This window comes from Oxalicibacterium flavum, assembly GCF_014635065.1.
Taxonomy (GTDB): Bacteria; Pseudomonadota; Gammaproteobacteria; order Burkholderiales; family Burkholderiaceae_D; genus Oxalicibacterium; species Oxalicibacterium flavum.
Genome location: NZ_BMCG01000001.1, coordinates 629,917 through 642,822, shown reverse-complemented (window position 1 = coordinate 642,822; position 12,906 = coordinate 629,917). Strand labels below are relative to the sequence as shown.

Annotated in this window: 11 protein-coding genes; 4 read left to right on the top strand and 7 right to left on the bottom strand. The window is 60.6% G+C overall.

Annotated features, from left to right (window positions below):
• Window positions 1–63: 63 nt before the first annotated feature.
• The 7 genes from IEV38_RS03010 to IEV38_RS02980 all read right to left on the bottom strand — a co-directional run bounded on the left by IEV38_RS03010 (window position 64) and on the right by IEV38_RS02980 (window position 8,306).
• Window positions 64–687, bottom strand: a complete 624-nt coding sequence (locus tag IEV38_RS03010) for an SCO family protein (RefSeq protein ID WP_229728519.1) — start codon at window positions 685–687, stop codon at window positions 64–66.
• Window positions 688–776: 89 nt separating this feature from the next.
• Window positions 777–2,315 (bottom strand): PepSY domain-containing protein, encoded by a 1,539-nt coding sequence (locus IEV38_RS03005; protein WP_188394662.1) that lies wholly within the window; start codon window positions 2,313–2,315, stop codon window positions 777–779.
• Window positions 2,316–2,328: 13 nt separating this feature from the next.
• Entirely contained in the window at window positions 2,329–4,521 is a 2,193-nt protein-coding gene (locus tag IEV38_RS03000; protein ID WP_188394661.1) for a TonB-dependent receptor, read from the bottom strand.
• A gap of 61 nt (window positions 4,522–4,582) precedes the next feature.
• A complete protein-coding gene (locus IEV38_RS02995; protein WP_188394660.1) occupies window positions 4,583–6,697 on the bottom strand; it encodes a TonB-dependent receptor in 2,115 nt (704 codons plus the stop codon).
• Window positions 6,698–6,791: 94 nt separating this feature from the next.
• A complete protein-coding gene (locus IEV38_RS02990) occupies window positions 6,792–7,199 on the bottom strand; it encodes a DUF2946 domain-containing protein (protein WP_188394659.1) in 408 nt (135 codons plus the stop codon).
• A 22-nt stretch (window positions 7,200–7,221) separates the two neighbouring features.
• Window positions 7,222–7,686, bottom strand: coding sequence for a copper chaperone PCu(A)C (locus tag IEV38_RS02985; protein WP_188394658.1), 465 nt, complete (start codon window positions 7,684–7,686; stop codon window positions 7,222–7,224).
• Window positions 7,687–7,913: 227 nt separating this feature from the next.
• Window positions 7,914–8,306 (bottom strand): DUF2946 domain-containing protein, encoded by a 393-nt coding sequence (locus IEV38_RS02980; protein ID WP_229728518.1) that lies wholly within the window; start codon window positions 8,304–8,306, stop codon window positions 7,914–7,916.
• A 187-nt stretch (window positions 8,307–8,493) separates the two neighbouring features.
• Between IEV38_RS02980 and IEV38_RS02975 the strand changes: the two genes are divergently transcribed.
• The 4 genes from IEV38_RS02975 (at window position 8,494) to IEV38_RS02960 (ending at window position 12,895) form a co-directional block, all read left to right on the top strand.
• Entirely contained in the window at window positions 8,494–9,003 is a 510-nt protein-coding gene (locus IEV38_RS02975; RefSeq protein ID WP_188394657.1) for a sigma-70 family RNA polymerase sigma factor, read from the top strand.
• Window positions 9,004–9,966, top strand: a complete 963-nt coding sequence (locus IEV38_RS02970; protein ID WP_188394656.1) for a FecR domain-containing protein — start codon at window positions 9,004–9,006, stop codon at window positions 9,964–9,966.
• A gap of 116 nt (window positions 9,967–10,082) precedes the next feature.
• Window positions 10,083–12,527 carry a TonB-dependent receptor gene (locus IEV38_RS02965; protein WP_188394655.1) on the top strand — a complete coding sequence of 815 codons (2,445 nt, stop codon included), beginning with the start codon at window positions 10,083–10,085 and terminating at the stop codon, window positions 12,525–12,527.
• A gap of 68 nt (window positions 12,528–12,595) precedes the next feature.
• Window positions 12,596–12,895 (top strand): hypothetical protein, encoded by a 300-nt coding sequence (locus IEV38_RS02960; RefSeq protein ID WP_188394654.1) that lies wholly within the window; start codon window positions 12,596–12,598, stop codon window positions 12,893–12,895.
• The last annotated feature ends 11 nt before the right edge of the window (window positions 12,896–12,906 follow it).

The window sequence follows — 12,906 nt, the reverse complement described above, 5'->3', positions numbered from 1 at the left end:
TCCCCTGTCGATGTATCTCGAAAATCCTGTAAATGGCGATTCGCCAGGGTTGGTCTTGTTCGGTCAGCTGGTTCCGTCAGCGAGCACGTTTCTTACATCTCGCGCCACTTCCTCCGCCGGGCTGTCTGCGGTGATTGCAGCGTAAATCTTTCCGTCCGGCGCATACAGATATGAAATCGTGGTGTGATCCATGGTGTAGGAGCTGCCGGTCGGGACTTTCGTATAGTAGATACCGAACGCATCGGCGGTCTTCCTGATGGTCTGCGCATCGGCGGTCAGGCCGAGAAAATCCTTGCCGAATGCTGCCGTGTATTCCCTGAGTATTTCCGGCGTATCCCGTTCCGGATCAACGGAAACGAAGATGACCTGCAGCCGGTCTGCATCGGCACCGAGCAGTTGCTTGACGTGTGCGGCACGTGTCAATGCCGTCGGACATACATCCGGGCATTGGACAAAGCCGAAAAAGAGCAGCACGGCCTTGCCCCTGAAGTCGGTCAGGGATACCTGTTTCCCGGCAGGGTCATAAAGCGTAAACGAGCTGTCGAGTGAACCCTTCAGTTTTATGGAAGAGGTTGGCGGCTCCGGTTTCTTGCAGCCTGCCAACAGCATGACCGCGAGGAGCAGCAAAGCCGTCACGTAATGAAAATGGCGTAGCCGAGTTGTTTCCTGTTCTTGAAATGACTGCATATCTTCTCCTTGTGATGATGGTCAGGTTGATCAGGCTTGCTGAAGAGTCGGTTATGAAAGGCAATAGGACGGGCTGGAACCTGTAAAGCCTATGCATGCCGGCCGCCGGCTCCAAGTTTTCTGTCGATGCGGCGCCAGCCGATGACGACGCCGGTGATGCTGAGTATGCCGCCGCCCAGACTCAGTGCCACAAGCAGGATGTCCCACAGCGGCCGCCGTTCGAGCAGCGGCAGCCAGTCCCAACTGTGCAGCATGGCGAACAGCCAGCGGCTGGCGCGTCGATGACTGTCGGTTTTCCCGAGAATGGCCCCCGTATGTGGATCGATATGCACCCAGGTCGCAGCGGGATCGTCGAAGATTACGCGAATGACAGGCAGGGGTTTCTCGCCACCGCCGGTCATGGTGTGCTCTTCGCGTGCGTAGTAATAGAGATCGTAGCGATCAAGTTGGTGAACGGCCTTGATCGGGTAGGGCATCAAATGGCGACTGGCCGCGATCAGTACTTCTCGATCAGGAGCATAGGGTTGCGCGGTACGACCATCGAGCACGACGGACATGCCTGCTGCGCCATGTGCGGTCACGATGTTGCGGCCCAGGCGGCGATTCCAGCGTAGTTCGCTCACCGGTCCGCCGATCGCCTGCAGCAGGGTTTGTGGCCTTGTATCCAGCTCGGTCTTCGCGAGACTGCTGCCATGCATCAGACCGGTTTGCAGCGACGCCGCGCCGCTATCGAAGATGCGCCACGGATTCATCGACATCAGCCCGCTGAAAATCCAGGTGATGGTGATGACAGCAAAAGACAGGCCGAACAGATGGTGCCAGCGCATGAGGCCGCGCTGATAGGGCGAGCGCGAACCGCTGCGATAGGGTTTCGTGAATCGCCAACGCAGAATGCCGACTACGGTGCCTGTCAGCGCGACTACGGTGCCGCCGATCGAGAGCCAGATCACGGTGTCGGTCCACCAAGCATCGAAGACGTTGCCGCGCAACGGATAGAGCCAGTGAATCCAGGCTCCGACATAGTTCCAGATGCGTTCGTTACGTGTTGCATCGCGCACGACTTCCCCTGTCCTTCCGGAGATGTAGAGCAGCGTGCCGTCCTGATCGTTCAGCTGTACGCGGTGCAGAGGGCGATGCGCATCAAGCGCTCGCGAATGCGTGAACGCATCTTCGCCGATCGCATCGACATAGCTTGCAGTGATCGATGGTCCGGCATAGGCTGCGGCGCTGGCCATGACGAGATTGCGATCCGTACCGCTCAGCCGCTGGCCGCTACGCGCATCGATGATGATGGGCTCCGGACGCCCTTTTTTTCCAACCTGTCCGGCGAGCTGCTGTGGAGCCGGGATGGCTGTATAGACAGGCTGTCCGCCTCGTGCATTGGCGAGTTTTAGTTCCTCGAAAGGCCCTTGTGCATCGGCCTTTTTCAGCGCTTCCTCGGGAGCCAGTAGCGGGGCCTGTGCATTCAGCGCTGGAAGATGCAGCAGACGTTCCCGCTCGGTCAGTTTTGGATAGCCGACATACATCATGACGACACCCGAAACGAACCACATCGCAAAGAACAGGCAGGCGACGATGCCCAGCCATCGATGGATGAGAAACAGCCAGCGTTTCAAGCGGGTTTGCATGATCCGCCCCCGCTTAGAAGACGATGCGCAAGGAGACGTCGGCAGTGCGCGGTGCGCCAAGATAGACCGACGTGCTGCCGGCATTGGCGGCGTAAATGCGGTCGGTGACGTTCCTGATGCGGCCGATCAATGAAACCTGGCGGTTGATCTGATAGTTCATGCCAAGATCGACAAGCGTGTAGTCAGGCCAGATGGTCGTGTTGGCGGCGTTGCCATAAATCTTGCCGACACGTCGTATTCCCACGGTTCCTTTCAATGCCGGCGTGAACGCATAGGTCGTCCACAGATTTGCCACCGTAGCGGGAGTGCCGGTCGGCGTTTTGCCGGCTAGGGAGACCCCATTCTGGTAATAGTTCTCGTAGGTGGCATCCACGTAGGTGAAATTGCCCTGTATGGACCATGCCTTTGTCGCCTGCAGTCCTACCGAAAGGTCGATGCCTTTCGAGCTTTGTTCGCCGACCAGCAGCGTGTTGTTGCTGTTGTCCGGGTCGGTGACGGCGATGTTCTTGCGGGTGATGCGATACAGCGCGATCCCCGCATTGCCCCTGCCCTCCCAGAAATCGAACTTGCCTCCTGCCTCGAACTGTCGACCAGTGGTCAGATCAGTATTGTTGATCGCATTGCCAAAGGTTGCGGTCGAAAGCGAGCCTGCTGGTGGATCTGCTGCCGTCGCATACTGCACATACGTCATGACATTGGGCGTGACTTCCCAGACAAGACCGATGCGGCCCGTAGTTGGGTTGTAGCTGCGCTGGTATCCGGCAGGATTGCTTGCGGTGACGGCACGGCGATTAACCAGATCGAGGTCGATGCGCTCGTGCCGCAAGGCGGTGACCAACTGCAGGGACGGCAGAAGGAATGTGCGATTTTCCAGATACGCGGCAACCGTTGTGACCTTGTTGGTGCGGTCAGGGTTGAAGCCGGGCGCTATGCCGGGGATATCGAAGAAGCGCTCCGTATCGAAGTCGTAGGGATTCACCGTACTGACGATTCCAGAAAGACTGTTGGGGAAGCGGGTTTGCTTGTTCAGGCTGACATCGATTCCAAATGACCAGTCGCTGCGTTTCTCGCCGAGATGGCTCTTATACGTGGCGTCGACGCGATTCCCGACCAGGCGCTGATCGTGTCTTTGCAGCAGCGCACTGGAGCGAATGACCTGTGTATTGGAGGGATCGAAACGGTAGCTTTCTACATTGCGATAGTCGCGTTGTGCATCGTATGCGTAGAAGGTGTTGGAAATATGCAGGGCATCGTTTACCTGCAAGTCTGCAATGGAACGCAGCCAGTGCACCCGCTGTTCATAGATGCCGTCTGCGCTGTTGTAGTTCTTGAAGCGCGTGTTCCTGTCAATATTCAGGGTGCCTGCAACCGGATTCAGCAAAGGCGTTCCCCAATACGGGCGATCCACCTTGTCGCTCTGGTATTCGTAAGCCAGCGTATGCGTGAAGCCACGGCCGAAATCCGATAGCAGGGAAGCTGCAAGCTGCGTGGATTTCGTCTTCGTTCCCTCAATCCAGCTTCCGGCATCGCGATGGTTGAGATCGATGCGGGCGTAATGGGAGGCCCCTTCCCCTTCTCCACCCGCAATACGGCGATTCAGACCGATCGATAACTCTTTCAGATCGTCCGTTCCGATCCGGACTCGTCCTTCCGAAATATCTTGCCGCTGTGCCAGCTTGGTAATGTAGTTGATCGATCCGCCTACGGCGCCGGCGCCGTAGAGGAAGCTCGAAGGTCCGCCGATCGCTTCGACCCGATCGTAAATCCATGCATCGACGGCGCGATTGGCAATCGTATATTTGACGTCGATGCCGTTGTAAAGCTGGCTCAGCGAGCCGCTGCCGAAGCCGCGATAGCTGACACCGATGCTTCCCGGCGCGTTGTGCGCGGTGACGCCGGGAATGGATTTGAGAATTTCCTGCGTATCTTCGGCACCGCGTGCTTCGATGGCGGCGCGGTCCACGATGGTCACGCTGGCAGGTGTTTCTCGCGGCGTCAATCCGAGTCGGCTACCGGTGGCGGCTGGCGTATCGAGATTAAGTTTGCCGTTTTCCTGTGCGGCAGTGACGTTGACGGCTGGTAAGGTGGCTTCATCGATTGTCTGTCCGAAAACGGGTATCGAGGGCAGTACCGTTGCGGGAAACAGAAGCGCAATCAGGACCGCTGTTCTATTGGGCCGATGGATGCCGTGGCGAGATGATTTCATTTTGGTTTGAATGTAAAAATAGTTCTTTGTTGAGTTGGATTCGCGCGGATGTGATGCGGCGTCAGAAACGATGCGTGGCCGTCAGTTCGATGCGCCGGCCGGGACCGCGCAGCCACTGCGTCGCCGTGTAATAGGCCGTGGTGAAGGTGTCACGATCGAACACGTTGAAGCCGCGCAACGCGAGCGTGGTGTCCGGCGCGACGTTCCACTGCAGCGCGAGATCGGTGGTCGCGTAGGACGGCAGCGCCAGCGTGTTGGCGTTGTCGGCGTAACGCTTGCCGACATGGCGCAGGCCCGCGCTGGCAATCCAGTCGGGCCTGAAGTTCCAGCTCAGCCAGACGTTGGCGAGGCGTTCCGCCACATTGGGCGGCACCTTGCCGTCGCGCGAGACGGCCACGCCGCCGACCGCTTCGCTGAAGTCGTCATAGCGCGCCCGCAATACCGCCGCGTTGGCATCGAGCTGCCAGCCGCGTGCGAACGCCAGCGACAGGCTCGCCTCGATGCCGCGCGACGATTGCTGGCCGACCTGCACGCGCCGGTTCGGATCGCTGGCGTCGCGCGTGAGCAGATCGTTCTTGCGGATGCCATAGGCCGCTAGTGTCCACTCGCCCTTGCCGGCTGCGTTGTCGAACACCTGCTTGATGCCGACCTCGAGCTGCTTGCCGGTCGAGAGGTCGAAGGCGCTGTTGGCGGCCGTGATCATCAGCAGGCCGCCGACCGGATCGGCCGCTTCCGCATACTGGCCGTAGAGCGACAGGTCGGGCGTGATCGCATAGACGCTGCCGATGCGCCAGCCGATGTTGGAATACGTCTTGTCGAAGTCCTGGCTGCCGTCGATCAGGTTGGCGCGCGAGACATCGGCGTGGTCGTAGCGCAGGCCGCCGACGACCGACCATCGTTCGCTGAATTCGATGCGGTCTTCGACGAACAGCGCGTACTGGTCGGCCTTGTTGCGATAGCGCGCAATGGTTGGTTCGTCACTGACAAAGTTGCCCGGTACTGGCCCATAGGGATCGACGCTAGGCGGTGTTGGCGTGCCAACGTAGTTGTTGTTGCGATGCTGGAAAGAACTCGTATTGACGTCGAAGCCGACCGAGAGCTGGTTCTTCAGACCGAACAACTTCCCGCGAAAGGTCACGTCCGTCGTGTTGCCGATCTGCGCTTGGTCATGGAAGATCTCCGTGTCTCCCGAGCGATCTATACGGCCAGTGCTGGCGTTGTAAACATAGTTTTCCGCGTTACGCCAGTGCCGCTTGCTGTCGATCACGTAGAGCTTGCTGCGCACGGTGACGTCCGCGTTCGGCGTCCATTCGGCCGACAGTTCGGTCCAGCGGTCATCAAAGCGGATCGTGCCGTCGCCGACGTTGTAGTTCTTCTCGCGCAGTGCCTTCACCTGCACGCCATCGATCAGCGGCGTGCCGAAGTAGCGCATCGGCTCCTGCCGGCCTTGCGCATGACTGAGTTTGAAGCGCAGATCGGGCGATACATCGAGCTGCAGCGCGCCGGAAAAATTCAGGTTGCGCGATTCGCCCATATCGACCCAGCCGTCCGAGCGGTCGCCGCTGAGGTCGATTCTGTATGACCATTTGTCGTCGATCGCGCCGCCGCTGCCGAAGCCGAGACGCTGGGTGTCGTCGGTGCCGATGGTGGCCTGCACCTCGTTGCGGATCGGACCGCGCGTCGGCTTCTTCGGCACCACGTTGACCACGCCGCCGATGGCGCCGTCGCCATAGATGACTGATGCCGGACCGCGCAACACCTCGATGCGCTCGACCGACCACGTATCGAACGGATAGGTGATGCCGACGCCGCCGTACTGGCGCGTGCCGTCGTACAGCCGCATGACGGAAGCGGAATCGGTGAAGCCGCGCGCCGACAGCGCGCTGTTGCCGTTGCCCGGATGCGGCATGGCGCTGATGCCGGCGGCGCGCGTGATGGCGTCGTTGAGGTTGTTGTCGCCGCGCGCTTCGAGTTGCGCGCGCGTGATGACATCGATGCTGGCCGGGGTTTGCAGCGGCGTAAGGTCGAGGCGCGAGGCAGTGGTGGCCGGCTGCGCAAGCAGTCGCGCCGAGGTGTCGACGCCGACATCGATCACCGGAAGCGTCGTGATCTGGTCATCTGCCGCATAGGCAGACATGATGGCACCGAGCATGGGCGCCAGAAAAATGTGTTTCATGGATTTCCCTTTGTGCATGCGTGCCTTGCACGGTCATGCAATGAATGACGGCATCGCTTCCTGTTGCAGAAAAGAAGCGGTTACGGATTCGGTTTCAGGAAAATCCGGGCGGAGCGCGTGGTTGGGCGGAGGCCCAGGCGTGGAAGGATCTTGTAATCCGGCTGAATGAGGCTGGCGGAGCAGGCGTACCGTCTGCAATCGGCAGATGGATGGCCGGGCCGGGGAGCAGACCCAGCGGAACCGCATGTTTGACACAGAAGGGGCAATGCTTGAGATGGCCAAGGGAACCGTGGTCGGAAAGCGGGTCATGATCGTGGTCGGTGACGATCGTCTTGCTGCCATCCGCTGTGCAGATTTCGAGCGCGACCTGATGGAGGCTTTGCGCCTTGTCTGTCGCGATGGCATGTGAAATAAGCGGCGCGAGCGACATCATCAGGATAGCCAGGCAGGCCATCCTGATGACGAACAGACGAATGCGCCGATTTTTCACATGCGTGAACACAAAATGACTTTCCGGCCTGTGTTTAATGATTGTGCTGGTGTTTTTCGGACATGGCGGGTCCCGTGCTGTTGAGTGCCTTGACGGGCACGTTCACCTTGACGGTTTGCGAGACCTGTTGGGCATTCTCGAAACGCAAAGTCAGCGGCACCATGTCGCCTTCCTTGAGTTGCCTTTTCACATCGATAAACATCAGGTGATAGCTGCCGGGTTTCAGTTCGACGGTTTTGCCGGCGGGCAGATCGATGCCATCGATCTGCTTCATGCGCATGACGTCGCCGTGCATCGACATTTCATGAATTTCGACGACGAAATCGGGAGAGCTGGCATCGACAAGACGAGTATCTTCCGCGCTGTTCAGCTGCATGAAGGCACCGGTTGATTTCTGGCCGGACACCATGCCGCGAACCCAGGGATCAGCCACCGTGATCTGCGCCATGGAACCGATGCTGAAAGTCAGTAGAAATACGGCAAAAAGAAAGTTTTTCATGTGTTCTCCTCAATAGGAATGGGACGACTGGCGAGGCCGGGCCTTTCTTGCGTTTCGACGGCGTACGCCGGATGACAGGTGGTCGGCAGGAAAAACGACAGTGAAGTCGCCACTGCTGTCAGTTTGGGCGCGAACGCGAGCCGGTATCTGGTCGGCGGTTGTCGCCAAAACCATATGAATCGGTCAGCGCATCCCTTTCTCATGCAAGGATGCGGTCAGATGGAAACTCAGGAAAGGACGGGAGGAGCGCGAGGCGAAGCGGTCGTCCAGACGAACAGACCGCGAGGCGCCTGATAGAACAGGATGGGGAAGTGACTGGGTTGCTGGAGGGTTGCAAACAGCGGAAATACCGTCGGCGGCAGGCCGTTGGCGACGTTGTTGCTCTTGCAGAATGGGCAGTGCTCGAAGTGGTCGGTGTGTTGCTGAGGTTGCGGAGACTCGGGATTTTTCTGATCTGCGGCTTCAATCAGCTTGCTGCCTTGAGCCGTACAAATCTCCACGAATGCCTGCTGACCGGTGTGGGGCGCAAGGGCATGTGAAATCGCGGGCGCCAATGCGGCAAGCAGGATCGCGAAACAGGCGATCCACGCGATGCGGTGCATGGTGCGGGCGGTTTTCATGATGGAAGAGCGGCGTCCGACGGTTGAATTGCTCGCCATATTACTTCGCGCACTGGCACAGGGCAACTGGACAACTTGCCCACGAGTGTGGCGCGATTGTCACGTTTGCCGCGTCCGCGTTTGTGGGCGCTGCGTTCGCTCATATAGAATGAGAACCATTCTTGTTTGTTGCCTTCTTCCTTTCCGCATGTCTTCCGCCGATTCTCCCGCGCACCAGCAGCTCGCCACGCTCTACAGCGACCATCACGGGTGGTTGCAGTCGTGGCTGCGCGGCAAGCTCGGCAATGCCGGCGACGCCGCCGATCTGGCGCACGATACTTTCCTGCGCGTGCTGGTGGCGCGCAACGCCGCAGCCATTCAACAGCCGCGCGAATACCTGGCGACGATCGCGCGCGGCTTGGTGACGGACCGCTTCCGTCGGCAGGCGATCGAACGCGCATGGTTGGAAACGCTGGCGGCGCAGCCCGAGCCGCAGGCGGTCTCGCCCGAAACGCGCGCCATCGTGCTCGAAACGCTGGTGGCCATCGACCGCATGCTCGACGACATGGGCACGCGTGCGCGCGAGATCTTCATGCTCGCGCAGTTCGAAGGGCTGACCTACGCGCAGATCGGCGCGCGGCTCGGCATCTCGATCACCACCGTCAAGAAGCACCTGGTGCGCGCCCTCACGCACTGCCTGATCCTGTCTGCCGAATAAATGTCGTCGCTGCCCCTTTCCTCCGCCGCGCGCCTGCCGACGGAATTGCTGGAAGCCGCCGCGCACTGGTACGTGCGTCTGAATGACGAGCAGGCCGGTGAGTCCGAGCAGCAAGCCTGGCAGCGCTGGCTGGCAGCCGACGCGCGGCACGCCCAGGCGTGGCAGCAGATGCAGGCACTGGAACGCCGGCTGACCGAAGTGTCGGGCAGGCTGGTCGCGCCGACCCTGAGCGAAGCGCGCGCGCAGCGCCGCCGTGTGAACGGCATCCTGCTCGCACTGATCGGTACCGGCCTGCTCGGCGTGGCCTCGTACGAAACCCTGCCGTGGCAAAGCTGGAATGCCGACTACCGCACGCGCACCGGCGAACGCCGCCGCGTGCAACTGGCCGATGGCGGCACGCTCGACATCAATACCGCATCCGCGGTTGACGTGAACTACAGCGCATCGGTGCGCCTGCTGCATCTGCATGCCGGCGAAATCCTGGTGCAGACCGCGCCCGATCCCGCACAACGCCCGTTCTCCGTGCGCACCGCGCAGGGCGAAATCCTCGCGCTCGGCACGCGCTTCGCGGTACGCCGCGAGGGTGACGCCACGCACGTCGCCGTCTTCGAACACGCGGTGCAGATCACGCCGCAACACGGCACGGCCATCCGTTTGCAGGCCGGGCAGCAGGCCAGCTTCACCGCGGCCGAGGTGTCGGCACCGGTTGCGGCGGACGAGCGGCAGACGCAATGGCAGGCCGGCAAGCTGATCGCCATCGATCAGCGCCTGGAAGACTTCGTGCGCGAACTGACGCGCTACCGGCCCGGCCACCTGGCCTGCGATCCAGCCGTGGCCGACCTGCGCATCTCCGGCGCCTTTCGCCTGCACGATACCGACGCCATCCTCGCCAACCTGACTGCCTCGCTGCCGGTGCGCATCGCGTTCGTCACGCGCTATTGGGCGCGGATCGAAGCGTTATAGGCCGGCGCAAAAATATTTTTCTCGCAGGGGTTGCTCTTTTTCCGTCTCGTTCGGCCTACCCGATGAAAGCAGCGCATCCGGTGCTGCCGCAACGAACATCGAGGAATCCCGTCATCATGTCGCAGCATCTTCCTTCCCGCTACGCAGCACGCCGCCGTGCCACGCATACCTTGTCCCTGCGCCCCATGGCGCGTGCCATGCTGGTTTGCGCATTGATTACCGTACCGGTCGCCGGCCTGCTGCAGGCGTCCACCGCCCACGCGCAGCAGACCGTGCGCAGCTACACCATCGCGCCGGCGCCGCTGGGCACCGCGCTCAGCAACTTCGCAGCCGTGGCCGACATCACGCTGTCCTTCGACGCCGAGCAGACGCGCGGGAAGCAGTCGGCTGGTCTCAACGGATCGTATTCGGTGGAAGCCGGTCTGCGCGCGTTGCTGGCTGGCAGCGGCTTGCAGGCAGTGCATCTGAAGGATGGAAATTATGTGCTGCGTGCGGAGGCTGCCGGCTCGGGTGCGACCGACGATGCGGTGCTGCCTGCGGTGCATGTCGCGGGTACGACGAACAGGGATTTGCCGCCTGCCTATGCGGGCGGACAGGTGGCGCGCGGCGGATCGCTCGGTTTGCTTGGCAATACGGATGTCGTGGATTCGCCGTTCAGCCAGTCCAGCTTTACAGCGGAATTCATCCGCAATACCCAATCGCAAACACTGGGCGAGGCACTGGAGTCGAGTCCGTCCGTGCGCCGCAACAGTTCACGCTTCAGCCAGAACGACACCTACTCGATTCGTGGTTTTGGCGTCGCCGTCGGGAACGACATTGCCTACGATGGCATGTACGGCATGACGAACACGCGGCGTAATGCTGTGGAAGGCATAGAGCGGGTCGAGGTATTCCGTGGTCCGAGCGCATTGCTCAACGGCGTGCCGGCGGGCGGCAGCATCGGTGGCAGCGTCAACCTGGTACCGAAGCGGCCGACAGCCGATCCGCTGACCGAATTGACGTTGTCGTATATCGGCGAATCGCAGGGTGCTGCGCATCTCGATGTGAGCCGGCGTTTCGGACCGGACCAGCGCATGGGCATACGGACCAACCTCGCGCATCGCGAGGGCGATACGACCTATGACTTCAATCATGAAAAAGCCACGCATGCCAGCGTCGTGCTCGATTATCTGGGTGACCGCTTCCGATTGTTCGCGCATCTGAATCAGGAAGATCAGCGTCTGGACGGCTCGCCGTTGACGGCCATGACACTGAGTCCGGGTGTGCCGGTGCCGAAAGCACCCGAGGCAGGCAGGAATTTCCTTCCGCCATTCAATTACACCGACACGTCGCGGCTGGTGAGCCTCGTTCGTGCCGAATACGATTTCAACGAGAACTGGACCGGTAGTGTGGCGTTGGGAGCGCAGGATATCGACGAGACGCAACTGACTTCGCTGGGCATGCGTCTGTTGAATGCGCAGGGCGATTACAGCCGCCCGACGGCCAATCGCCTTGTCATCTACGAGCGCGAAGGCAGGGCAGCCGACGCCAAGCTGCGCGGAAAATTCGAAACCGGATCGATCAAACACAATCTGGTTATCGGTTACTCGGGTTTTCGTTTCGATCAAGCGCTGAGGACATATAGCGCTGCGGCAACCGGCAGCGGCACCAATATCTACAATCCGGATCCGAATGCGGAGCCGGTACCGGTATTCAATGCGCCGCCCAGCCTGGCCAATCAGCGGCTGGAATTCAACGGCGTCGCGATTGCCGATACGCTGGAGTTCATAGATGGTCGCGTATTGCTGACACTGGGTGTGCGCCGCCAGCAGATCAAGGAAACCAATCTCGGCATCGTGGCCTATGACCGTTCCGCCACGTCGCCATCCGTTGCCCTGGTGGTCAAGCCCTGGGATGGCTGGTCCTTGTACGGCAACTACATCGAGGGATTGTCACGCGGACCGACGCCGCCGGCTTCCGCGCAAAACGCGGACGACATCTTCCCGCCCTTCGTCAGCAAGCAGCATGAGGTCGGCGTCAAGCACGATTCCGGCAAGATTCTGACCACACTGGCCTTGTTCGAAATCACGCGCCCATCGGGTATCACCGATCCGGTGACCAATGTGTTCGGTGTCGATGGCGAGCAGCGCAATCGCGGCCTGGAACTGGAAAGCTTTGGTGAAGTCGCGCGTGGCGTGCGTGTCATCGGTGGTTTTACCTTGCTCGATGCCAAGCTCACCAGGACGCAAAACGGCGTCAACGAGGGGAACTTCGCCGTCGAGGTGCCGAAGTTTTCTGCCAACCTGAGCATGGAATGGGATACGCCTTTCGCAACCGGTCTGACGCTGACGGCACGGGCGATCCATACCGGCAGCCAATTCATCGATGCGGCCAATACGCTGGAGATTCCGTCGTGGACACGTTACGACCTTGGCGCGCGCTATCTGCTGAAGGCCGGTAATACGCCTGTCACCTTGCGGGCAAGTCTGGTCAACCTGTTCGACAGCAATTACTTCGAATCGACACGTCTGCTTACCGGCGCTCCGCGCACGCTCGCGCTTTCGGCCACCTTCAGTTTTTGACGAAAGACCGTATGGTCATTGTGGTTGGTGCTTTATGTAATTCTGTCTGACAGGATAAACTGCGCACCATGCCATTTTTGACCACCCATCCCGCCTTCCGCACCACGGCACGCCTGCTTGCAGCCGTGCCGCTCGGCTATTTTCTCGTCACCAAGCTGGTGGCGGTGGCCGGCGCGCTGATCGCGCTGGCCGGCATGGCGCGCGCGGAAGCGGTCGCACTGGCGGCCATGTCGGGCTTCCTGGTCTATCTTGGGTGGCTGATCTGGGCCTTTGCGGTGCGCAGCCTGGCGCGGCTCTATGGGGTAACGCTGGGCGGGCTGCTGTTGTGCGTGCTGTTGCTGCGGATCATGCCGCAGGCGGGAGCGTAAGCGATGGGTCC